Raw genomic sequence first — 23,184 nt, 5'->3', positions numbered from 1 at the left:
ACAGAAATTTGTTATGATAGTAGAAAAATCGGAGTTTTGATAATGTCAGTATTTATTCTGTTTTATTTATGGATTGTCCCTATTGTTATCGGAATTTTATGTTCTGTTATCGCTTATAAATCAACAGGTAAAAAAATGCGAATCGCACCCGGCATCGCCATGGTGGTGCTCAGTATCATTTCCTTGATTACCGCTTTTACGGCCGGAGACGCTAATTTTCACGTGTTTATCGGCGGAATGTTTTTATTCGGCACTTTATTAGTTGGATCTGCTTTTCCTTTCTTTTTCGGCCTTTCGAAAAAAGGGAAATAAGCTTATAAAGACATTCATTTTGTAAGATTTGATAAGATTAAACAGATGAAACAGACAAGGACAAATGCGCTGATCTTTCTGCTTTGAAAGAAGATGCATTTGTCCTTGTGTCTGTTTTGGGCACGGCGAAAATCATGACAGGCTGCATAGATCATTCCTGCTGATCCCAACAAATATACGAGTCATTTTAAAGGTTCAAACAACCGATTTTATGACTCAACCCCGTAAAATCAAAAAACAGGAGCCTTCACGGGCCCCTGTTTTTTTAGAATAAACGTTTTAAGCTTTTCTTCAATGACGGCATTTCAATTTTTTGGTTTTCGAAGAAGTTTTTCAGCATATATTTGCTGAAGCCTTTTGCCTGTCCGTAGGTGATTTTGCCGGGCAGCGGCGGTTCGTTTCCGATCATGACGTCGACAACGACCGGCTGATTGGAGTGAAGCGCCTCATGGAAAGCCGGTGCAAGTTCTTCCGCTCTCGTCACCTTGATGCCTTTTGCTCCGCAGCTTTCTGCAAATGCGGCATAGTCGACATTCTGAAGTTTTGTGACATAGTCGATGTTCCCTTTGACCTGCTGTTCATATTCAATCATGCCGAGATTTTCATTGTTTAAAATGACAACAGTAATCGGGAGCTTATATTTGACTGCGGTCGGGAGATCCTGCATGACCATGGAAAAGCCCCCGTCACCGCAGACTGCGATAGCTTGGCGCTCCGGTTCAGATAAGCTCGCCGCTATAGCTCCCGGCAGGCCGCAGCCCATTGTCGCAAGCCAGCTGGAAACGATGAAATCCTGGTTCGCGTTCATTTTGAAATGCCGCGCCATCCAGACGGTGACAGTGCCGACATCTACAGACAGCACCGCGTCTTCCGCGGCTGCCTCCTGAAGACGTGCGATGACCTGCTGAGGTTTAAGCGGTGTTGCCGCCTCAGTTTCATCTTTTTCGATTTCGTTCCACCAATGCTGCATATGTTCAGTGCAGGCATTCAGGAATCTTCGGTCTTCCTTCCGTTCAATATACTCCGTCAATTCGCGCAGACCGAGAGCCGAGTCACAGACAAGCCCCGCTGTTACCGGATAGCGTTTGCCGATTTTCGCCGGGTCTGAATCAAGCTGGATTGCCGGTGTGTCTTCCGGCAAGTAATCACGATACGGGAACGAGGTGCCGAGCATAATTAACAAATCGCATTCTTCCATTGCCTCATAGGCCGGCTTTGTCCCAATCTGTCCAAGGTTGCCGAGAAAGTGCGGGTGCTTATCGGGAACAACGCCTTTTGCGGGGAGCGTGACGACGATCGGCGCCGCTGCTTTATCCGCAAATTCCAGCAGCTCCCGCTTCGCCTTTTTCATTCCCTGTCCCGCCAAAATGATCGGCTTCTTCGCATTGTTAATGTATTGCGCGCATGTCACAAGCTGTTCTTTCTTCGGTTCAAGATTTCCTTCAATATATACCGGTGATGTGTAAACGGGTTCCCGTTTGATTTTCTCCGCAAACAAGTCATCTGACACGCTTAATACCGCAACGCCTTTTTTGCTGTAGGCGGTGCGGATCGCCTGATTCAACAGATCCGGCAGTGATTCCGCACTATGTACCTCCCTGTTGAACACTGCCACGTCTTCAAACATTTGCTCAAGCTTAATCTCCTGAAAGTAGTCCCGTCCGACTTCGCCTGAAGAAACCTGACCTGCAATCGCAAGCACAGGAGCGCCGTCCGCTTTTGCATCGTATAAACCGTTCAATAAGTGCACCGCACCCGGCCCTGCAATTGACAGGCAGACACCGATCTTGCCGGTGAGTTTTGCCTCAGCCGCGGCTGCCAGCGCTGCCACCTCTTCATGGCGGGTTTGGATGAATTCCAATTGATTTCTGTCGTGTCTCAGTTCCTCAATAAATTCGTTAATGCTGTCTCCGGGGATGCCGTAAACATGATCAACTCCCCATTGTTCAAGCAGTTCTGTCATTGCTTGTCCTGCTGTTTTGTGTGCCATGCCGTATCCTCCTTTTTCCTTTTTTCAATACCACAGGGGGAGCCGTTTAAAACCCGGAGGCAACTATCGCTTGCTGTATTTCCTTCTGACCAGGTCTAAGGCCGCCAAAAAGCTATTGTCCTTGACGGTTATCCGGATGCCCGCAGCGCCGTTTAGAAAATCTCTGATTTGCATTTTCCGGTTTGGCACTATCAAAAGCGGCAATCGCTCTGGCGAAAACCACTTCAGCCCGGCCGTTTCCATGCCGTTTTCTATCGCTTGTCCGCCTGTTATGTTCCCTGCATACACATGCTGTTCTTCTTGAAACTTAGGTCTTTGATAGACACCCAATTTCCCGGAAAGCTCTATCAGATATCCCGTTTCTTCCATTACCTCCCGGACCGCCGCTGCCTCCGGGGTCTCTCCTGATTCAACCCGTCCGCCCGGCAAATCCCATAAAGGAACGTCTTTTCGTTTGACCAGCAGAATCTGCCGTTTTGTGTTTGTCACTATGACAAATGCCCCTTCCGTATACATCGCCCATTTCCCCTTTATTAAAAAAGACCAAGGAGATGTCCCTTGGTCTTAGCTGCTTACTTTTTAAAATGATACGGCAATGTGGCAACGATTATGTCCTTCTTCCAGAACAGCCGGACTCTGAGCAGGAAGGCTGACTGGTTGTGCAGAATGGTGTGCCAGCGTTTTTTTGTGATAAATTGCGGGAACAGCACCATGACAGAAAACTGTTTCTTCTTAGCTTTTGCTTCAACAGTTTCCAAAAACTTATCAAACGGATGGACCAGGCTTCTGTACGAAGAGTGAAGCGTGACGAGACGCACTCCATTATTCAGCTCTTCCCAGCGTTTTTCCACTTTCTTTTCCTGTTCTCTGTCAAACGACACGTGAACGGCAATGACCTGATCTGACAGTGATTTCGCATATTGAATGGATTTTTGCACGACGGTTGTGACGCCGGCTACAGGCACAATCACGACCGTACCTTTGATTTCTTCCGGCTGTTTGTTTACGATGCGAAGCTGTTCACCGACAGCCGTATAGTGATTTTTAATCGCAAAAAACAAAAAAACGACGATAGGCATAAAGATTAAAACAGGCCATACGACATTAAACTTCGTGACAAACAGGATGGACAGAACCATAAACGATATCAATGCACCGCAGGCGTTGATCAGCATTTTTCCAATCCAGCCTTTTGGTTTTTGTTTGATCCATTTGATGCACATCCCTGTTTGTGAAAGGGTAAATGGAATAAACACACCGACCGCGTATAGCGGGATTAAGTGCTCCGTCTGCCCTCCAAATAACAGAATCAGCACAATTGAGGCAACGCCTAAAAAGATAATCCCGTTTGAGAAGCCTAAGCGGTCGCCTCTTACTGTAAACATGCGCGGCATGTATTGGTCTCTCGCCAAATTGAAGGCAAGCTGCGGGAAGGCTGAAAAGCCCGTATTCGCCGCAAGGACCAAAATTAACGATGTCACACCCTGAATGACATAGTAGAACACATTTCTGCCGAAGGTATCCGACGCGATTTGTGAAATGACCGTTTCATTTGGTTTCGGAGCCGTCCCGTAACCGTATGCAAGTACCGTAATGCCGGCAAACAGAACCGCGAGCAAGATCCCCATCATAGCCAACGTTCTCGCCGCGTTTCGCGCAGGCGGGTTTTTGAAGGCTGGAATCGCGTTGGAGATCGCTTCAACTCCGGTGAGCGCGGAGCAGCCGGATGAAAAAGCCTTAAGCAGCAAAAACAGCGTAATGCCGGCTACCGGTGTGCCGATCGGTGTATGATGGACAGGCTGATCAATTTGTCCTGTCATAAGCTTAAAAAGACCGACGGCAATCAGGATGAAAAGCGCCGCCACAAACAGATAGACCGGGTAGGCAAGAATCGATGCTGATTCTGACAGCCCCCGCAGATTTAAAATCATAATCACTAAAACAAGTAAAACAGCAATGGGTATATGATAATCATGCAGTGCCGGGAACGCCGACGTGATGGCGTCCGTCCCTGCGGAAATACTTACTGCTACAGTTAATATATAATCGACAAGCAATGAACCGCCTGCAATCAGCCCGGGCTTTTCGCCGAGGTTTTCTTTTGATACAACATACGCCCCGCCGCCCTGCGGATAAGCGTAAATAATTTGCCTGTATGAGAGAATCAGCGCGAGCAGCAAAATGAGTACGCCGACCGCTATCGGAATGGAATACCAAAATGCCGCAGCGCTTACCGCCGCCAATATGATAAGAATTTGTTCCGTTCCGTAAGCGACAGATGATAAAGCATCTGAGGAAAGCATGGCAAGCGCCTTTAATTTCGTCAGTTTTTGTTCTCCTGCTGCTTGTGATTTTAACGGTTTCCCAATCAAAAAACGTTTGATTGAATGATACATCGATGTCTTCCCCTTTTAATTTCATTTTTCATTAAAACCATAAAACATCCGCATCTGCTCTCACATTTTGTAATAATCCTTTCTGCTATGATGATTCTGTGTGCGATTTACATTCTGAAAATTGAACAGCAAAAAACACAGAGGCAAACGGATGCCCCTGTGCCTTAACATCGAACACAGGTTTCATTCATCTCCTCTCATGAACGCTTACGAGGTTAGCTGACGGATTCGGGCATATGAGAGTTTGCCCTACCTAAAAAGGATTCACCCCAAGCGGCAAAATGCCGCCAAAATGGGTCCCCCGCTCTGTTTACAGATTAAGCGATTTGTTTTCTAAAAGAGATCATACTCCCGTTTACGTATGTTGTAAAGAGGCTTATTGGCCGGGAGAAAAAAATAAAATGACAGGTTCCACATATGGAAAACTTAAACCAAAAACAAAAAACAGAGGCTGATATCAGCCTCTGTCTTATTCTCTGTCTGTCTTTCTCTTTCTTCGTCTAACGGTTACCCAAATGAAGGCTGCCGCAATTACCATCATGAGAGCCAGCACGCCGATATACAGCAGTTTTTGCCCATGATCTTGTGCTGTTTTTTCTGTTTCAGAATTGCTTGTTTCCGATTTGAGCTGCTGGTGGTTTGTAAACACCTGCTGGCTGTTTGTTTCATTGATGACGGTCGCCGTGTCATCATTGCTGTTCAAAAAGCTGATGATTTCTTTTGTGACGGCCGCGCCATTTCCTTTCAGCGGCGCAAAAACAGCCATCGTATAATTTGAATCCCATAAAGACGCTTGGGTAAATGCCACTTGTTTCGTCGTCTCGTTCAGCATTTTAAAGCCCGACACGTCAAACGAGCCGTTTTTCGCTTGAGGCACGAGCAGATCAGAAGATTTCTCTTTCAAAAGAGAGAACTGGCTGATGCCGCCGATGAAAATTAAGTTCCGGCCTTTTGCGTCCTCCGCTTTAACTTCAGATGCTTTCCTTACTGTGAAAGATTGCTGGGCTTCGCTTCCAAAGGAATCAGTAACGAGAGAAAGCTCCTTAAGCATGGATTTGCTCACGCTGTCAGGTAGCACAATCAGTGTTGCCTGTTTCTGATTTCCGGCGTATGGAAGCGGCCATTCTTGAAAATCGGCTGACGGAGATGTGCCTTTGATCGTGTAAGACAATGTGCTGCTTTTATCAATGAAGACCCATTTCTCTTCGTCCGTTGTGTTGCAAGGGTTGTTTTCCTTTAAGCCCGTGGTGATAAACTGTATATCAATGTAGCGGTTTTTCTGCAGCAGCTCAGGGTCTACTTTCAGCGTGACATGATAGTATCCGTTTTTATCTTCTTTTCCTAATTCATCAAGGCGGACTGAATGCGGCTGACCGTTGATGAGGACCTTCAGCTCTGCTGCTTGAGAGGCTGAACCGCTTTCTGCCGCGGCTGCTTGAATCGTTTCCGATTTCTTTAGTTTAAGCGACAGCTTGGCTGATTGATTTTGATCTATCACCGCAGAAGCCGGATAAAAATAATGTGCTGAAGATGTTTTGTCAGCTCCGATTGTCATATCTTCTGCCCCGAATTTCTCAAGGGTCAGCTTATTGCTTTCCTGCTTTTCAGCCTTCTGAAGCTTGCCAATTGAAAGTGTTTCCCCGCTTAGCTGGCCGGTGTAAGTCTGATCGGTGATGACGCTGATTTTTTCTGAGAGCACATCATCAGATGCCGCTTGTGCAAACAGAACCGGCTGCTGCTTGCCCTGTGCTTTCAGCACGCGCTCCGCAAGCTGAAGTTTTTCTCCTTTTGCCTGTAAGCCAGCTTGTTTGATCAGCTTCTTCACCTTGCCGTTCCAATGCTTATCCACTCCGATGAAAATGGTCGGCTTGTCGATTTGCTTCACTTCAGATTCCTTCACAAATGAAATGCTGACACTGCTGTCGGCAGTTTTCAGGTAACCTTCTGTTTTGACAGCCGCTTCAATTTCTGCCGAACTCGGGTTATCCGGAATGACAATAGCAGTCTCTTCCGCTGTATTTCCCGATTGGGCAAATGGGTATGGGTAATGTTCAAGTGACATTCCCTTCGCTTCGCTGCTGTCCGCCATTGTCAGGCGGCTGTCCGGATAAATTTTGATCCAGTTGCCGGACGTATCCTGTCTGACGCAGACGCCCTCTTTCAAGACGCCGTAAAATTTCAGTGATACGCTGTGATAGCCTGGGGCGGACTGGCTTTTGTTCAAGTTCAGCTTCAGTGTTTTCCGTTTTGGATCGCCGTTTAGCTTTAACGTTTTTACCGGTTCATTGTCAATTACAGCCGTTAACGATGAAGGAGAAATTAAAAGATCTGATGCCTCATATTCAATCACCAATTGCTGGCTGCCGGAAGAGGCGCCTGCCGGAATCTGATATGTCAGTTCCGCGCTGTCTTTTGATCCGTACAATGTCATAAGATCGTTTGTCAGCACCTGCTGTTTGGCTTGTTCACGGCTGCTTTTGCCCAGAAGCGAGCCATCGACCTGCATCTCTTGGGCGAAGGCCGCTTGTCCGGTCATTGCCAGGAGCAAAAAGCTTGTAAGAAAAATAAGTAGTTGTTTCAAAAAGGTCACCCGCTTTTATGTTGATTGTATCGTTCTGTTTTGTACCATTTGACCTCTTGCTTGAATAAACGGTGCTTGATTTCTACGAATAAAGAATAGATCACGAGCACAATCCATGCCTGCGAGTACGTAAAGTACATAAGAAATACGATAAAGAAGTTTTGCCTGTTCATTTCTGTTTTTTCGATGCTTAACGTAATCATGACCTCCGTCATAAATAAGAAAAACGCCAAAATCCAAAGGATCATAGCCAAAAACCCGACCGACAAATGCAAATCATAAAACAGATTGACCACAAATATCGTGTTTGACATGATGACGCCAAAGAAAAACAGGAAATACGTAAAGAAAAAGTAAAACAAGTCAAAGATAATCCGTTTTCGTTTCAGTTTGAAAAACTGCGCCAAAAACTTCAGGACGACATATTGGTTGCCGCGCGCCCATCTCGTCCGCTGGCGCCACCACACCTTCCACGTTTCCGGCTCCTGCTCCCAAGTAATAGCTGCCGGGAAAAAGCGGATGTGATAGCCGAGGTTATACACCCGGATGGTCAGCTCGGTATCTTCAGCCAGCGCTTTATCATCCCAGCCCCCGAGCTTTTCAATAATGCTTCTGCGGATCGCGAAATTGGTTCCGGGAATGGTAGCGATTTTGAACCACTTCCATCTGCCTCCCTGGGCCATCCACTGAAAACAGATCGTTTCAATATTGATAAACTTCGTCAGCAGCGTTTTTGCCGCATTGATGACGCGGAATTTCCCTACCACTGCGCCTGCCTTCTCGTCATTCATCAGACCGAGAACAAGATAATACACGGCCATTTTTTCAGGCGTGTTGTCGGCGTCATATACACAAATGACATCGCCGTTCGATTCAGCAAAACCGGAGTTGAGCGCCGAGGATTTTCCTTTTCCGGCGTTAGGCGGTTTTGTGATCACCATTTTGATAAAATCGTATTTCTCGGAAAATTCATTGACGATATCACCCGTCCGGTCTGAAGAATTATCGTTTACCACAATAACCTCCAGCCGGTCCTTCGGATAATAAAGATTCACCATTGCCTTCAGCGTCTGCCGAATGACAACTTCTTCATTATGGGCCGGGATGAGCACACTGACCTTCGGCAATTCCTTCATATTTTCTCTCCACTTCGGAATGTTCCGCTCGAAGGTCATGTAGTGGCGGAACCCGCCTTGCATGAGAAACATGTGATAGAGAAGCATCACCCATATTAAACTTAGCGAGATAAAGAACAGCGTATTACCCAAGGCTTCTTCTCTCCTTAAACATTCGTTTTTTCAATGTGGCTCTCAAGTAAAACGTATAGCTGACAAACATCACGACAAACAAGAGCACAACGGCGGAGAGAATCCATAACGCCTTTTCCAGCGGGGTTTGCCGATGGTGGTCGAAAAACTCGCCAATGGCACTTACATTGTTTTTTACGTGAACCGTTCCGTCACCGCTTGTATGGATTTCCACTTTGTCCGTTTTGACGGTTTGCTGCGTTTTCTTCAAATCAAGCCATTCACTGTCCGGAATGCGTTCCATCTGGTCAACGAGCTCCGGCAAATATTTCATCCCAAGATACGGGTGATAAAACCCTCCGGCCACTCCGCCTTCAAAATCAATCATTTGAGAAATGTGTTCCTCCATATCGCCGAGCGGGTTTTGCTTTGATGTATCGACAAAACCGATTGTTTCCGGATACAGCGTCATCCCATGCAGCATAGCTGGTTTGGTCAAAAAAGGGGATGCGCCGGAAGTTTTCCATGTTGTATCGCTGAGCTGCACCTGCCCGAAAATGCTTGAGAAATACTGTGAAGCCATTTGATAGCCGTACTCAGACATCGTATAGTGCGGGGCTTCAAATGCCAGCGGATAAAGCCCTGCCGAGGTTAAATCCTCAATGGCGTGCGTCAGCTTTTGCCTTGTATATGTTTCTTCCTTTTCCTGAAACGGCTTCAAATAGCTCTTGTAGGCCTGTTCGTTCGGAAAAGCCTGTTCCTTTTCCAAAATGGACGGAGTGTCATCGGCATTTTCGGAAGTGATCGGCTGGTCCGCCTTGGCATCCCAAAATTCGAAGCCCTCTCCGGTTTCACTGTGGCGATAGGCGTGTGTGTAGCCGTGAACAATGATACTGCCGCCCATGCTTTGCAGTTTTTTCAATACCTTCACCATCTTCGGTTTATCAGACAAATACACTTTATCGCCTGTTTCCGGATTCAGATACACCGGAATGACTGACATAATAAAAGGCACATGTCTCTTGTACAGATATGTACCAGCTTGAAGCAGCAATGTTTCATCAGACATCGGGCTGATATCCTCCAGCCGCAAATATAAAAGCGCGGTTCCGGCCTCCTCTCCAAATGCTTCTCGAAGCTCTTTCGCCACAATCAGATTGTCATTTAACAGATTGGTTAAGCCGATGTACACATTTGATTTATCCGTTTTCCATATAAACGGACTCGTTTTGCCGTCATCAGATTTAAAGGTATACAGCCCCTTTCCTTTCAGGCCTGATACGCTCAGCACGTTAAGCCCGCTCTCTAAGGAGACATCGTTTTTTTCCGTGCTGCTGTGAATCTGATAGACATGTTCTTTGCGGGTTAAGGAAAGACCGGAAAATTGGCTGATTTGTCCGGCGTTATAGCCGATGGCGACGACAGGTTTTTTTATGCCGCTGATAAGAGACACCAGTTTTTTGCTGAGCTTTCTTTTCGTTTGCCCGTAATAGAGGACATGTTCTTTGCCTTTCACATCAGATGCTGTAACATCCGAATCTTTTCTGACCGTGACATGAGTTGCAAAATGGCCGGCCAATAAATCGAGCATTTTGACTTGAGGCGACTCTTTGCCATCCAAGGTTGAATAGATGATGAGAATGCCGGAATCCTCCCCCTTTGCTTGGGCAGAAATAGGCATAGAAGCAATAGCTGTCAGCATCAGAACGGACACGCAGAGTAGCGTTATTCTTTTAAAGTTCATTCATCATCATCTCGTTTTCCAGTTCTTCCAAAAATTGATCAGCTGTCCTTATATCTCTTCGATAAGGTAAATAACAGACATGGAACGTAAGCGACACATACTTTCCGTTTGTCAGCTGATACGTGTCCAGCTGTTTTTTCAGCTTTGTCAGGACGGCCGGCATATGTTCAGCCGGCGTGTGTGTCAGCACAATGCCGAAGCGCTCGTCAGAGGGGCGGAATTTTTTATCCGTTTCCCGGACGCTTGACCTGATTTGCCGGCTGACGAATTGAAAGAGAAGGTCGGTCTCTTTCTCCCCGTACAGAGACTTAAATTCCTTGAAATAATGCATATGAAGCAGCAAAAAGACAAAGGAATTGCCGTAGCGTTCCGCCCGTTTGATTTCCTCTGACAGTTCCAGTTTCATTCTTTGCTTATTATCAAAGCCCGTCACTCTATCGACAGCCACGAAGCTTTTGATTTCAGATTGAAGACGTTTGACTGAACGGCGCAGCTCTGCTGCGATATCATGGATTCTTCCTGATATAAAGGAAAACAGCAAAAGCGCAATTCCCCACACGATAAGCATGCGCAGCCCGTCTTCAGCCGAAAACATCACAGCCTGTCCAGTCTGAAAAAACATCATGAGCGTGCCGAGAACAAAGAGAACGATTAAGGTGACCGCCAGCGCGTAAATCGGACCGAACCAAATGCCGGCCCCGATCACGACAAATGTGATGCAAATGATCAGAAAGCCCTCCGAGTGCTCGGCGGACACATAAAAAATAAACAGAGACAGGGCTGCGATGAGCCCTGAAAGATAAGCATATAATTTTTGTGATTCATTGAATGATCGTTTCATTAAAAAGCTTCCTTTCGGCTAACAGCGGCAGCAGATTGTCGAACGAGTGCGTGTCGGAGCCGCTCATGTAACCCCCATAATACGGTTTCGCCGGATCAAGAATTTCAAAGTCATTCATTCTATCATAAATCGCTTTGATGACCGAGCTGTCTTCATGCTGTTTTGTTAAAAATAAAGCAGCTAATGCGTATACGGACGGCGACTCATATTGGACGGCAGGCTCCTTCGTATCTGCCGAATATCGTCCGTACAGCTTTCCGTTTGCCTGAAATTCCTTTTTGACCCACTCTGCTATCACAGCGGCTGTTTCATTCCTTTCCGGCAAATGCCATGCGGCGTACAGCTGGTCGATGACGTTTACTTCACTGTCATATTTGTACTGCTTCGACTCTGCGCTGTACGTCTTTGGCAGGAAACCATTCTTTAAAGGGGCTAGATAGAGAACATCGGCATTTCGCTGTTCTGTTTCTTCGTCTATGATTCCATACTTTTTCAAAACAGCTAGTGCATCGGGCATGACATACGAAAGCGTCACGTCCTTTGAAGCTGCATGAGAGGCTGAATCGTAAAAGTCTGTAAACATCCCGTTGTACATGTTGTATGTCTTTAAAGCCGTGCCGATCTCACGGGCTGTTTTTTCATATTGGCTGCTCCCCCAAAGAGCAGCTGCCTGATCGAGAGACACCATGATTCTCATATCATCAATCAGCGCGTTTGTCCCGCTCGCTTGACCGTTTTGTATCTTCCATGTCACCAACTGATGATTCAGTAGAAAAGAATCCGTCAGATGCTGATATTGCTCCTGAAAATGCGAGACGTCTTGTCTGCTGACCAAAAACTCCATCCACAGGCCAATCGATTCTGATAAATAGGAGGGCTGATCTGAGAAATCTGTTTTGATAAGCCCTTGGTCATTCATAAGATTGTGATAGATGAAATACTCCGCCGGCTGAAGCGGGCGGGTATTCATGTCTGCCTCAGACTGATATAGGGTTTTATTCCCAGCTTCAGCACACCCTGCGGAAAGTCCGATAGATAAGCAAAATAAGATAGCAGCGACCAACACATGCCGCACAGGCAAGTCCCCCTTTGTGTCCGAAGCGAATCAGACGCACCAATATATGACGAAATTATTACTGCCATGTTACAAATTATATTAACTATAGAAGAAAAAAACGAAGATTGCTAGCTTTTTTTCCCCTTTTTGAACTTTCAAAAAACAGGACCTAAGTCCAATAAAAAACCTGTGCGAATCGCACAGGTTTCTTTTTATTGATCCAAACCGAGTTTCTTCAGCTGTTCCGCCAGCGCATTGTTAATCGGTTCGTCCTTATTTTGTTTTTTCATATAAGAAGAGACGTCCCGCTTTGTAGCGCGCCCTTTGTCTTTGTTTTTCCGTTTTTCAAATACAGAAAGCTTCTCACGGTGCCCGCAAACGCACGCGAAGGTCTGGCCTTCTCCTTGGCCGCGAAGCTCCATTCTTTTATGGCAGTTCGGGCAGCGCGCGTTTGTTTTTCTGGCGATCGTTTTTCTGCTTCCGCATTCCCGGTCCTGGCACACGAGCATGGTGCCGCGCTTGCCGTTTACCTTCAGCATCATTTTGCCGCACTCCGGACATGCCGTTCCCGTGATGTTATCATGTCTGAAGGTTTGGCTGCTGTTTTTGATTTCTGTTACTGTTTGCTTAGCATAAGCCTTCATGTCTTTAATAAAGACAGCGGATTTTAATTTTCCGGCCGCAATGGCGGACAGCTTTTGTTCCCACTCTGCCGTTAAGGCAGGTGATTTCAAATCCTCTGGAACGAGCTGCAGGAGCTGTTTTCCTTTTGAGGTGATAAAAATGTCTTTGTCTTTTTTCTCAATTAAAAAGCTGTTAAACAGTTTTTCGATAATATCGGCACGCGTTGCAACCGTGCCGAGACCGCCTGTTTCGCCGAGCGTTTTGACAAGGTCTTTTTCTTCTCCCTGCATAAAGGCGCTTGGGTTCTCCATCGCTGACAGCAGCGTCCCTTCATTAAAACGGGCCGGCGGTTTGGTTTGGCCGCTTGTTTCAGTTAATGTGCGGACAGTGAGCGAGACGCCTTTTTGCAGAGCCGGCAGCGTCTGATCTCTGTCGTCCTCCTGCTCGTCATCCTCGTCAGCCATATCATAAACAGCTTTCCAGCCTTGTGACTGTACGGTTTTTCCCTTCGCCGTAAAGGTTTCTCCGCCGATTTCTGCCATGACCTTTGTTTCTTCATATTCGAAAGCCGGCATCAGCACAGCTAAGAAACGTTTGGCAATCAGGTCATACAGCTTGCGTTCTTTATCGCTGAGACTGCTGAGAACGAGCGGCTCTTCAGTCGGGATAATCGCATGGTGGTCTGACACCTTAGCATCATTGACGTAGCCTTTGTGCGATTTGATGCCGCGCTTTTTAATTTGAGTGACATATTGGGCATACGGTTTCACTTCCATGCCCTCCAGCCGGTCTTTTAAGGTTGGGACAATGTCACTGGATAAAAACCGTGAGTCTGTCCGCGGATATGTGACAAGCTTGTGCTGCTCATACAGCTTCTGCAGAACTGAGAGCGTTTCTTTTGCGGAAAACCCGAAGCGTTTGTGGGCGTCCCGCTGGAGTTCCGTCAAGTCGTAAAGCGCAGGAGCAAAGCTTTTTTTCGCTGTTTTTTTCAGTTCAGCGATCACCGCCTGTTTTCCATCAAGTTCTTTTAGCAAACGGCTTGTCACGCCTTGATCGAATGTTCTCGTCTGCTTCGATTTTTTGTCCTGCCACGTCAGCGTCATTCCATCGACTGCTGCGCGAATGCCGTAATACGGAACAGGCTTAAAGGCTTGGATGTCCGCCTCGCGCTTGGCAATCATGGCTAGCGTCGGCGTCTGCACACGTCCGCATGAAAGCTGGGCATTGAATTTTGTGGTGAGCGCACGGGTCGCGTTAATGCCGACAATCCAATCCGCTTCTGCTCTGGCAACGGCTGAGTGGTACAGATTTTCATACTCTTTGCCGCTGCGCAGCTTTTGAAAACCTTCCTTGATCGCTTTATCCGTCACAGATGAAATCCACAGCCGCTTGATCGGTTTGCGGACGTTCGCTTTTTCAATGATCCAGCGTGCGACGAGCTCACCTTCCCGGCCGGCATCAGTGGCGATGACGATCTGATTGACATCTTTGCGGGTAAGCTGCGCTTTCACTGCATTGAACTGCTTTCCGGTTTTTTTGATAACAACAAGCTTTAGCGGTTCGGGGATAATCGGCAGATCCTCAAGCCGCCATGATTGAAATTCTTTTCCGTAGCCTTCCGGATCAGCAAGTGTCACCAAATGGCCTAAAGCCCATGTGACAATATATTGATCTCCTTCGAGATAACCGTTCCCTTTTTTATGGCACTTCAGCACCCGGGCCAAATCGCGGCCGACTGAAGGTTTTTCAGCTAATACAACTGTTTTTGACATGCTTGATCACTTCTCTTTCTTTCACGCTCATCCTTTTATTATAACAGACTTGAACAAGCACTCTCTAACCGCGCCCGTTTTTCGTGTCAATTTCTGAGAAAATGACGTGAGTGACGGTTTGGGCGTAAGGCGTTGTTTTGTTGATGAAAGCTTCTACTGCTTCAAGGCTCTCCGCGTTGATTTTCAGTATATAGCAGGCCGCTCCTGCAATCCGATAGCAAAATTCAATATTCGGCAGCGTTTGAATGTAGCTTTTGAATCGATCGTAATCCCCGTTTTTGACGGTTGCTTCGACAATACAGGAAACTGGAAGGCCAATTTTTTTCTGATCAACCTCCAGCGTATATTGCTTAATGATGCCAAACGATTCCAGCTGTCTCACCCGTTCGGTGACCGATGGCGGGGACAGCTTAATTTTCCTTCCTAACTCTCTCATGGACAAACGGCTGTCTTTTTTCAATTCCGCAATGATATTCAAATCAATTTGGTCAAGTTTCATATCAAAATCCTTCTTTTATTTTTGTTCACATTATCTCGGGAATTTGTGTAAATGACAAGGTAAAGATTTAGATTTCATTGACTTTCGAACAGATGAAAAGTAATATATATTTAACATTATGCAATATATAAATTACATAGAGGTGCAAACATGACGAATCGCGTTAAACTCGCACGGGTGGAAAAGGGGTGGACCCAATCTCAATTGGCACAATATGTTCAAGTGACCAGGCAAACTATCGGATTGATTGAAAAAGGCAGGTATAATCCAACGCTGCAGCTATGCATCGCGATTGCGAAGGCGCTGGATAAGACACTGGATGAATTATTTTGGGAAGGGGACTGCCAATGAAGCATTTATTTTTTGTTTTTAAAGATGAATATGTCGAAAAGAAAATGAAACAGTTTTATGGGGAAGCAGGATTTATGCTTGCTGCCTTAATGCTGATAGATCTCATTATTAGAGGTTTTGTTCTTCAACGAGATCCTATGGAGTACATGGTAAGCGGTGTGGGATTTGCTGTTTTCGCAGGATATATCCTCATTCGCTATTTACTATCAGGTCTTGAGCACCCTGAGATTGCGACTGAAGTGACCTACCGAAAAAAAAGAAAAGAAATATTGGCAGCGAGCCTTACAACAGGTGTAATGTTTTTTATTATTAGTATACTGTTTACAGGCTGTCCACATACTCTTCATGAGTGGCTGGACGCATTGACGTTCGCAATTCTGTTTTTCTTCTTTTATTTTATCATCAACTTTTTAAGTCTCCGAAGATCTTTTCTAAAAAACAAAGAGCTGGATGATGAGTAAGCCAAATATGAATGTTTTCCGAACATTTTCTGAATCTTGTCATATATGCCCGCCGGATTGTTTATAGTATAGATGAAAACGTGTCCACAAGGAGGGCGATTTATGCTGCAAACGCCGATCGGAAGACTTCGCACGATGGGTTTTATTGAAGGAATGTCACTCTTAATCCTGCTTTTCGTCGCCATGCCGCTCAAATATTGGGCAGGCCTTTCGCTTGCGGTAACAATTGTCGGTTCTGTTCACGGCGGATTGTTTATTTTGTATTTGCTTGTGTTGGCCTATGTGACATTCTCTGTGAAATGGTCGCTGAAATGGTCAGCCGCCGGTTTCGTCGCCGCATTCGTCCCATTCGGAAACTTTTTGTACGACCGCGGATTAAGAAACTTTAAATAAACGATAAAGCGGCATGTTGTGCGCCGCACTGTTAAGAAGAACAGCTTGGATCTGCTTCAGGCTGTTTTCTTTTTTAACCCAATCATCATGAAAAAATATACAGTAGTGAAGGGAGATGGAATGATGACGAAGAGGATTCCCTACGACCAAATAGCACCTGATGGGTTACATATCATGATGAATATGGAGGCATACACGAAAACATCCGGTATTAACCGGACAACAAGAGAGCTAATGAAAATAAGAGCATCACAATTAAACGGCTGCGCCTACTGCATTAACATTCATACGAAGGATGCCCGAAAAATGGGAGAAACCGAACAGCGCATTTACGGATTAAACGCTTGGGAAGAGTGCAGTTTTTATACACCTGAAGAAAAAGCAGCATTATTGCTGACGGAGCATGTCACTTTTATTTCTAACAAGCGTGTGCCTGATGATGTTTATCAAGAGGTGCGTGAATTTTATAATGAAAAAGAATATGTTGATTTAATCCTCATCATTAATCAGATTAACAGCTGGAACCGAATTGCCATCTCTATGGGCAACATCGCCGAATAAATAAAAAGCTGACCTTTTACAGGGTCAGCTTTTCGCTATTAAAACCATTTTGTCAGCCACGCGATATAATATGCACCAGGGATAAACATAAGCTGGGCAAGAAGTGTGCCCGCCACCCTTGACGTCACCATTGTCACAGAGGTCCATTTCAAATAAATATAGCTTCGTTTTCCTTTTGCCACATCATCGGCAAGAACAGACACTTTCGGGTCAACAAAAATGGCCAGCAGCATCGTCGCAATCCCGTTGATTAAGCCTGAGGCCATAACCGCCGTCGTGCTTCGCTCGGGTGCTAGCAGCCCTGCGTACAATGCGGAGAGCACGCCAATTGTATAAATGGACGTGATCAGCATGTTGATGACAAACAGCCGTTTTGGAATCAAGCGCATGTGAAATCCCTTCAAATACGAAGCAGACGGCAGACGCAAATAGGAGCAGGCATTTTTAAATCCATTCTTAGAAAATCCTTTACGAAAGACTTGTAAAACGGAGCCGCCCCCGCCCGCCAAGTGGATGATCGCACGTGAAAACAGGGCGACAAACGACGGGAGCAGGATAATGCCCACAATAGTCCCAACCGTCGAGCCAAAGATCAAGAACCGGAACTGCTCGCCCACGAGCGCCAGCGCGTTTTTTCCGGCATCGTCAATTAAGCGCCCCGTGAAGGGCTGCTGCACCATGTTTGACATTCTTGACACGATTACCATGACATTAAACAAGGAAAGCGCGGACGCGATAAACCCTACCCGGGCCCCTGAAAGCCTTGTGGCATAGGCAAGGGTCTCTATTGAGTGAATCAATAACAAAAAACAGAAAATAAAAACGACTTGTGTTGTAATGACATGCACGGTATTCTTTCCTCCAGTTTCATCCTAGTGATAAGACTAAAGGAAACAACCAGAAGTTTCATGTGTGATTTGTTTTTTTCACAATAAAAAACCGCCGGCTTACGCCGAGCGGTTTGTCTTATTCTTTTCTATACGCAAATAAAGATTATATGATCCGCCGATTCGGGCGGGTTCGATTCATGTAGCATTGTTCCGAAGAATCATTCTGGAAAGTAAACACCATGGAAATTTCTTGAACACAAGACAACGAAAGCCCTACCTCTCAATCGTCACTGCGGCTCCGAAGCCGCGCCGGTGTGAATTGTAAAACAAAAAAGTCTTTTTTCCATCTCATCGTTAGGGGCGATTTGTTATGAAGGAAAAGAATAAGGGCAGCTGGTTTGCTGCTTGTGAAGCGGTAAAAGCTTCTCTCTCAAAACAGAAAAAAGAAGTTTACTTTCTTTTTTATTTGCTTATTTTTCTTGCTTAGCTATTCATGATAACATATCGCCCCTGCAAATACAAACTTTTATTATAATTCGAGTGAGACTGGTGTTTTCTCTCCCGCATTCATTAGTCTGATATCTTCCGGTTCGATTTCAAGAATCACCAGGTTCGGGTCATCCTTGCCGTCGAACCAGCGCTCCAATTTAGAACTCCAGATTTTGTCTTTCAATTCTGATGAATTGTTTATTTTTGCTTTTCCTGTGACTTCGACATACGCATCGCCAAAGCCTTCACAATCATAACCTAATAAAATGTGCACATTAGGGTTATTCTCAATTTCTTCAGCTTTATGAGTTTCTTTGCTTGTCGGTGTATAAATCGTCAGCCCGTCATGGAAGAAAGTCATGTAGCGGGAATGCGGTTTGCCCTTTTGAACCGTTGCGAGCGAACCTACTTTATGGTGATCTAGAACATCAAGCACTTTTTGTTTAATATCTTGCTGATTCATCTTGAATCACTCCTTTTTAACGTCTCCGCTGTTACTTTTCCACATCCGGGAACGATTTAAACAAGAAAATGCGCTCTTTATTTTTCTGCTTCCCATTCACGCTTTAACAGGCTGTAATAGACGAGATCGTGGAACTTGCCTTTAATGAATATGCCTTCCCTTGCTGTTCTTTCCTCTTGAAAGCCGAGGCGCTCCGGGATCGCTCTGCTTTTGTGATTTCCTGCAGCCGCGCAGATGGCAACCCGATTCAATTCCAGGTCCTGAAAAGCATATGTGATGAGTGCCCGGCAGGCGGCAGTGATAATGCCTTTTCCTTCGTATTCCCCGTCAATCCAATAGCCAATTTCCGCTTTTTTATTCACTTGGTCAAGGTTATGCAGGCCAATCATGCCGCACAAGCTGCCGTCATACAGAATCCCCGCTTCGATTCCGTTCAGGTCAGCATACTGACGCCGCCAATCGGGAATGAGGGTTTCCCTGTACGTTTCGGCATCACTTGGATTTTCAGCCCAGAATAGCCATTGGCTGATTCTCTGTTGATTCTCATGAATGATCGCTGCCAGCCGATCCGCATCCTTTGGCTCCAATAACCGGATGGTAATGTGCTCGTTTACACTGCAGGTGAACATCTCCCTCGCCTCTTTCCTTTTTTACCCATTATAACGGTGTTTCCGTTTTTTTCAATATAAAAAAAAGGATGGGCTTTTTAAGCCTCATCCTTAAATTCTAGGGTCGGTAAAGATGTCATGTTTGTCTGTGCTAGTCGAAGACATTTCCGTTACGACAGCGCCTTCCTCCCCGGCCTGGAACCAATGCTTCGTGTTCGGCGGAATTGTATATTGCCCGCCGGATTCAAGCTCGATCTCATGCCAGACTGTATAGTATTCTTTATCCTCTTGAGGAGGAAGAACCTTTGGAAGCTGCGTGTTTTCTCCTTCAACATATAGATACACTTTTCCGTAGCGGCAGCGGAAGGTCTCCTGCTTGCCTTCCTGCCCGTCAACCGGCGGATGGCGATGCTCCGGGCAAGTCTGCCCCGGAAACAGCACCAGTTCCTTTGAACAATAACGGTCTGTATTCACATAGACAAAGAGCTGGAGCCCGGCTTTTCGTTCTTTTCCCAAGCCGTAGTCCATGAGCTGAATTTGTTCTACTTCATCATCCGTTAAGACAATACCGGCTTTTTGATAGTAGCTGTTTACTTCTTCTTTCGTGATGCTCATTTCCTCACTCCCTTTTACGTCGTCACAAAGCCTCCGCCGTTTACATGCAGCGTTTGTCCTGTCATATAGGATGATTCATCTGATGCCAGCAGCACATAGCAGCCGACATGCTCAACAGGCTGACCCGGACGGCCCATCGGCGTATTTTGCCCAAATTGAGCGACTGTATCTTCTGAGAATGTAGACGGAATTAACGGCGTCCAGATTGGTCCCGGCGCTACCGCATTTACACGGATGCCGTCTTTGACAAGCGCCTGCGCCATTGTTCTTGTAAAGGCGTTGATCGCCCCTTTTGTCGCTGTATAATCAATCAGTGTCGGGTTCCCTACGTACGGGTTGATGGATGTCGTATTGATGATCGCGCTGCCTGGTTTCATATAATCAATTGCTTTTTTAGTCAAATAAAATTGTGAATAAAAGTTTGTTTTGAATGTGCGATGAAGCTGTTCGCTTGAAATATCTTTGATGCTTTCCTTCGGATGCTGCTCACCGGCATTGTTCACAAGGATATCCAGACGGCCGAGTTCATTGACTGTTTTTTCAACCGCTTCATTACAGAACTCCTCTTCGCCTACATCTCCGGAGATTAAGAGACATTTCACGCCTTCTTGTTCCACACGTTTTTTTGTATCTTCAGCATCTCCCTGCTCATCCTTGTATACAATGGCGATGTCAGCGCCTTCCTTTGCGTAAGCGACAGATACCGCACGTCCGATTCCGCTGTCACCGCCTGTAATGAGTGCGACTTTTCCTTTTAATTTATCCGCACCTTTATAATGTTCGTACTCATATACCGGACTTGGATTCATTTCGCTTTCGATTCCCGGCTGGCGATTTTGGGTTTGTGCCGGCAGTTCTTTCGGATAGTTTGCCATGATGATTCTCCTCCTTTGTTTTTCATGTCTATTTGTTTTGTACCTCGTGCATACTCTGGGTAAACATGGATGAGCACCTTCGGAATGCTTTATCAGAAAAATGTTTCACATGAAACGCAAGGAGGAAAATGATGTGAAAAGGAGGTTGCTGAATGATTAACATGCTTTCTAAAAAATTCAGCAGACCGAAGGGGATGTTCGGCATACTTGCCGGATACATCATGGCTGCTGAAAATAAAACACTGAATCAGTGGACAATAGATCAGCTTGGCTTAACACGCGGAGACCGCATTCTAGAAGTCGGTTTTGGACCGGGATACTGCATAAAGCAGATGCTGAAACGCGAAAAGAGCGTTCATATTCATGGGATTGATGTATCAGAGGCTATGCTGAAGCTAGCTGCACACAGATTAAAAACAGACCGTGTTCGCCTGATACAGGGCAGCATTGAAACGTTCCCCCTCCCCGCCGCGTATTACGATAAAGTCATTTCCGTTAACAACTACACGATTTGGAAAGACCAGCAAGAAGGCATCAAACAGATTTTTCAAGCATTAAAATCCGGCGGCAAAGCAGCTATTACGATGCAGCCCCGGGAAGCAGATGCCGGTCCCGAGAAAACTGAATCGTTCGGTAAACAGATGCTTGCTGACCTGAAAGCGGCAGGCTTCAAAGACATTGATATCCAATATAAAGACATTAAACCTGAGCTTTCAGTCTGTGCAACCGCAAAAAAGCCCGTCACATAAATGACGGGCTTTTTCTGTTATGAATGTACGGCTTGCTTGCGCAAGACGTCTTTTTTCACTTTGCCGAGATTATTTTTCGGAAGTTCCTTTACGAATTCGATTTCAGGAATTTTGTAAGCGGACAAGCGTTCTTTACAAAATGCAATGACATCCGCTTCAGTTATTTCCTGAGTGCCGTTAGTGACGATAAAGGCTTTTGGTTTTTCTCCGTACAGCTGATCCGGTATCCCGACCACTGCTGTTTCAAGGATGCCCGGGATCTGCTGGATGACTTCTTCCACCTGATCAGGATAGACATTGTCGCCTCCGTAAATAATGACATCCTTGTAGCGTCCGGTGATGAAGATAAAGCCGTCCTCATCCAAGTAGCCGGAATCTCCGGTTCTGAACCAGCCGTTTTGCAGCACTTTTGCTGTCGCTTCAGGGTTTTCCTCATAGCCTTTAAATAAGAATGGGCTGTGGACAACAATTTCTCCGATTTCACCTTGCGGCAGCTCTTCTCTCGTCTCAGGATTTTCTACCTTGACTTGAACATCAGCAACAGGTTTACCGGCAGAGGCCGCTTTATCCATTCCCATTTCAGGAACCCATGTGCTGATCCCCCAAGCTTCTGTGCTTCCGTAACCGTGAGCGAGCTGGATTCCGATATCTAGATACCGCTGAATCAGGCTGCTAGGCACTTTTGTTCCGCCTGTCATTAAAATGATGAGCGAGGACAGATCGGTTTGATGTTCTTCCCACGCCTCAAGCAAATAAGTGTAAAACACAGGAAGGGCCATAATCGTTTGAATTTTTTCTTCTTCAATAACCTTCAGCATACGAACGGGATCTTGATCCTTTGTAAAAATAAACGTGGTTCCCGCAAACGTTCCTAGCATGATACAAATAAGCGCACTCGTATGATAAATCGGGTGGCACGCAAGAAAACGCAGATTTTTCATTCGTGCGCTTGAGCTATTTGACTTTGATACGTAATTGTATATACCGCCATGGGTGATCATGCATCTTTTCGGATTTCCTGTTGTCCCTGACGTAAACATCAGAAGCGCTGTATCATCCGGAGAAACCGTTTCTGCTTCCGGCAAATGATCAGGGCCTGCAAAAAGCGCCTCAAACACTGGAGACGTCTCATACGCTGTTCCTGTTTCCATGATCAAACGCACAGAAGACAGCTCAGGCAGCACTTCATCCATTATCTCTTTAAATTCCGTTCCGTAAAACAATGCTTTCGGTTCACTTGCTTTTAAAATGCCTGTCATCTCGTATGGTTTCAGCTGCCAGCTGACGGGCACTACAACGGCCCCGATTTCAAGTGCGGCAAACATAATGGTTGATGCGGGGTGGCCATTTTTGCAAAGCAAAGCCACACGGTCGCCTTTTTGAATTCCTTTTTGAAGCAGAGCATTCGCCAGCTGATTGATCCGTTTGTGATATGCTGCATATGTCAGTGTGTGGGCTCCGCTTTTTACAGCTTCTATATCTTCGCTATCCGGCATGTCATGCAGAATCAGATGCTGTAATGTTTCCATATTGTCATCTCCTATATTCTCTTGAATCTTCAATAATTTGTTAGATTGTCTTCCTTACCTCACCCATTTTAACCCAAAAAAGATAACTTGTAAAACTATTTCATTTTGGAATTATTCCATTACAGAATGATAAAATAGTCCCGCATTTTTTTATTTTGTGCTGCATCCATACAAAAACACACGCCTTTTTTTGGCGT

The 23,184-nt window shown here is 45.8% G+C and carries 22 protein-coding genes and 1 riboswitch; of the genes, 6 read left to right on the top strand and 16 right to left on the bottom strand.

What is annotated here, in order from left to right; genetic code table 11:
- Positions 1–42: 42 nt before the first annotated feature.
- Entirely contained in the window at positions 43–312 is a 270-nt protein-coding gene (locus P3L57_RS02505; protein ID WP_069487522.1) for a hypothetical protein, read from the top strand.
- A gap of 265 nt (positions 313–577) precedes the next feature.
- Here P3L57_RS02505 and P3L57_RS02500 read toward each other — a convergent pair whose 3' ends face one another.
- From P3L57_RS02500 to lrpC, 10 genes are all read right to left on the bottom strand, one after another.
- Complete coding sequence (locus P3L57_RS02500) at positions 578–2,302, bottom strand: pyruvate oxidase (RefSeq protein ID WP_069487521.1); 1,725 nt, start codon at positions 2,300–2,302, stop codon at positions 578–580.
- A 63-nt stretch (positions 2,303–2,365) separates the two neighbouring features.
- Positions 2,366–2,818, bottom strand: coding sequence for an NUDIX hydrolase (locus P3L57_RS02495; protein WP_069487520.1), 453 nt, complete (start codon positions 2,816–2,818; stop codon positions 2,366–2,368).
- A 56-nt stretch (positions 2,819–2,874) separates the two neighbouring features.
- Positions 2,875–4,698, bottom strand: coding sequence for a potassium transporter KimA (kimA, locus tag P3L57_RS02490; RefSeq protein ID WP_024120267.1), 1,824 nt, complete (start codon positions 4,696–4,698; stop codon positions 2,875–2,877).
- A gap of 189 nt (positions 4,699–4,887) precedes the next feature.
- A riboswitch (cyclic di-AMP (ydaO/yuaA leader) is annotated at positions 4,888–5,032 on the bottom strand.
- A gap of 135 nt (positions 5,033–5,167) precedes the next feature.
- Positions 5,168–7,279: a cellulose biosynthesis cyclic di-GMP-binding regulatory protein BcsB gene (locus P3L57_RS02485; protein WP_069487519.1), complete on the bottom strand. Its 2,112-nt coding sequence runs from the start codon at positions 7,277–7,279 to the stop codon at positions 5,168–5,170.
- A gap of 5 nt (positions 7,280–7,284) precedes the next feature.
- Positions 7,285–8,547: a glycosyltransferase family 2 protein gene (locus P3L57_RS02480; RefSeq protein ID WP_044161787.1), complete on the bottom strand. Its 1,263-nt coding sequence runs from the start codon at positions 8,545–8,547 to the stop codon at positions 7,285–7,287.
- Positions 8,540–10,270: a DUF2334 domain-containing protein gene (locus P3L57_RS02475; RefSeq protein WP_069487518.1), complete on the bottom strand. Its 1,731-nt coding sequence runs from the start codon at positions 10,268–10,270 to the stop codon at positions 8,540–8,542. Before P3L57_RS02475 ends, P3L57_RS02480 begins: the two co-directional genes overlap by 8 nt.
- Positions 10,260–11,111: a diguanylate cyclase domain-containing protein gene (locus P3L57_RS02470; protein WP_069487517.1), complete on the bottom strand. Its 852-nt coding sequence runs from the start codon at positions 11,109–11,111 to the stop codon at positions 10,260–10,262. Before P3L57_RS02470 ends, P3L57_RS02475 begins: the two co-directional genes overlap by 11 nt.
- A complete protein-coding gene (locus P3L57_RS02465; protein ID WP_069487516.1) occupies positions 11,092–12,186 on the bottom strand; it encodes a lipoprotein YdaJ in 1,095 nt (364 codons plus the stop codon). The genes P3L57_RS02470 and P3L57_RS02465 overlap by 20 nt, the downstream gene beginning before the upstream one ends.
- Positions 12,187–12,380: 194 nt before the next feature.
- Positions 12,381–14,564, bottom strand: a complete 2,184-nt coding sequence (locus P3L57_RS02460; RefSeq protein WP_069487515.1) for a DNA topoisomerase III — start codon at positions 14,562–14,564, stop codon at positions 12,381–12,383.
- Positions 14,565–14,628: 64 nt separating this feature from the next.
- Positions 14,629–15,063: a transcriptional regulator LrpC gene (gene lrpC / locus P3L57_RS02455; protein WP_044161797.1), complete on the bottom strand. Its 435-nt coding sequence runs from the start codon at positions 15,061–15,063 to the stop codon at positions 14,629–14,631.
- 150 nt (positions 15,064–15,213) lie between these two features.
- On the opposite strand from lrpC, the gene P3L57_RS02450 reads away from it, so the two are divergent.
- From P3L57_RS02450 to P3L57_RS02435, 4 genes are all read left to right on the top strand, one after another.
- Positions 15,214–15,414 carry a helix-turn-helix transcriptional regulator gene (locus tag P3L57_RS02450; RefSeq protein ID WP_044161799.1) on the top strand — a complete coding sequence of 67 codons (201 nt, stop codon included), beginning with the start codon at positions 15,214–15,216 and terminating at the stop codon, positions 15,412–15,414.
- Entirely contained in the window at positions 15,411–15,875 is a 465-nt protein-coding gene (locus P3L57_RS02445; protein ID WP_069487514.1) for a DUF6773 family protein, read from the top strand. Before P3L57_RS02450 ends, P3L57_RS02445 begins: the two co-directional genes overlap by 4 nt.
- 102 nt (positions 15,876–15,977) lie before the next feature.
- Positions 15,978–16,268: a DUF3817 domain-containing protein gene (locus P3L57_RS02440; RefSeq protein ID WP_010333070.1), complete on the top strand. Its 291-nt coding sequence runs from the start codon at positions 15,978–15,980 to the stop codon at positions 16,266–16,268.
- Between the two features lie 123 nt (positions 16,269–16,391).
- Positions 16,392–16,829, top strand: coding sequence for a carboxymuconolactone decarboxylase family protein (locus P3L57_RS02435; RefSeq protein WP_044162200.1), 438 nt, complete (start codon positions 16,392–16,394; stop codon positions 16,827–16,829).
- 38 nt (positions 16,830–16,867) lie between these two features.
- Here P3L57_RS02435 and amj read toward each other — a convergent pair whose 3' ends face one another.
- The 5 genes from amj to P3L57_RS02410 all read right to left on the bottom strand — a co-directional run bounded on the left by amj (position 16,868) and on the right by P3L57_RS02410 (position 20,709).
- A complete protein-coding gene (amj, locus tag P3L57_RS02430; RefSeq protein ID WP_044161803.1) occupies positions 16,868–17,677 on the bottom strand; it encodes a lipid II flippase Amj in 810 nt (269 codons plus the stop codon).
- 511 nt (positions 17,678–18,188) lie between these two features.
- Positions 18,189–18,611: a pyridoxamine 5'-phosphate oxidase family protein gene (locus P3L57_RS02425; RefSeq protein WP_024120258.1), complete on the bottom strand. Its 423-nt coding sequence runs from the start codon at positions 18,609–18,611 to the stop codon at positions 18,189–18,191.
- A gap of 77 nt (positions 18,612–18,688) precedes the next feature.
- Positions 18,689–19,240: a GNAT family N-acetyltransferase gene (locus P3L57_RS02420; RefSeq protein ID WP_059334509.1), complete on the bottom strand. Its 552-nt coding sequence runs from the start codon at positions 19,238–19,240 to the stop codon at positions 18,689–18,691.
- 90 nt (positions 19,241–19,330) lie between these two features.
- Positions 19,331–19,834 carry a D-lyxose ketol-isomerase gene (gene lyxE, locus P3L57_RS02415; RefSeq protein WP_069487513.1) on the bottom strand — a complete coding sequence of 168 codons (504 nt, stop codon included), beginning with the start codon at positions 19,832–19,834 and terminating at the stop codon, positions 19,331–19,333.
- 14 nt (positions 19,835–19,848) lie between these two features.
- Positions 19,849–20,709 carry an SDR family oxidoreductase gene (locus P3L57_RS02410; protein ID WP_044161809.1) on the bottom strand — a complete coding sequence of 287 codons (861 nt, stop codon included), beginning with the start codon at positions 20,707–20,709 and terminating at the stop codon, positions 19,849–19,851.
- Positions 20,710–20,861: 152 nt separating this feature from the next.
- Between P3L57_RS02410 and P3L57_RS02405 the strand changes: the two genes are divergently transcribed.
- Positions 20,862–21,458 (top strand): class I SAM-dependent methyltransferase, encoded by a 597-nt coding sequence (locus P3L57_RS02405; protein WP_059291937.1) that lies wholly within the window; start codon positions 20,862–20,864, stop codon positions 21,456–21,458.
- 17 nt (positions 21,459–21,475) lie between these two features.
- Here the strand turns inward: P3L57_RS02405 and P3L57_RS02400 are convergent, their stop codons facing one another.
- Positions 21,476–22,987 carry a class I adenylate-forming enzyme family protein gene (locus tag P3L57_RS02400; protein ID WP_044161813.1) on the bottom strand — a complete coding sequence of 504 codons (1,512 nt, stop codon included), beginning with the start codon at positions 22,985–22,987 and terminating at the stop codon, positions 21,476–21,478.
- Positions 22,988–23,184 lie beyond the last annotated feature (197 nt).

Source organism: Bacillus sp. B28, assembly GCF_029536185.1.
GTDB lineage: Bacteria > Bacillota > Bacilli > Bacillales > Bacillaceae > Bacillus > Bacillus halotolerans.
The sequence above is the reverse complement of the archived record's forward strand: the minus strand, read 5'-3'. Positions and strand labels throughout refer to the sequence as shown.